Raw genomic sequence first — 341 nt, 5'->3', positions numbered from 1 at the left:
TGTTTTCTCTGTACACGACAATTTAGAAATCCACGATTGAAAAACCATAGCCATTCGTTGATTTAGTAGGTTCCAACCAGTCAGGTGGGCACAGAAACAACAATAATAAGCGACTAGTCTCCAGTGCATCCAACGCACCTGACATCAACTGATCGGTCAGGTGATCCAGGCCATAGCGGAACAGGTTTTTCTCAAGGCGGCCATGATTTTTAACACGTAACGGCTTAATCATTTTGTGCTTCCATTCACCTGTTTTATGCGCCCAACAAAACCCAATCACCAGTAAAGCCACCATCTTCTTAATTCGAAAGTAATGCGTCAGACGGGTAACTTCCATGTTG

The 341-nt window shown here is 43.7% G+C and carries 1 pseudogene; it reads right to left on the bottom strand.

Features of this window, described 5'->3' with window-relative positions:
• Positions 1-22: 22 nt before the first annotated feature.
• Positions 23-341: pseudogene (locus DKW60_RS24765) on the bottom strand (hypothetical protein); the annotation flags it as partial.

Source organism: Leucothrix pacifica, assembly GCF_003172875.1.
GTDB lineage: Bacteria > Pseudomonadota > Gammaproteobacteria > Thiotrichales > Thiotrichaceae > Leucothrix > Leucothrix pacifica.
Note: the sequence above shows the minus strand (reverse complement) of the source record. Positions and strands in the feature narration are given on the sequence as shown.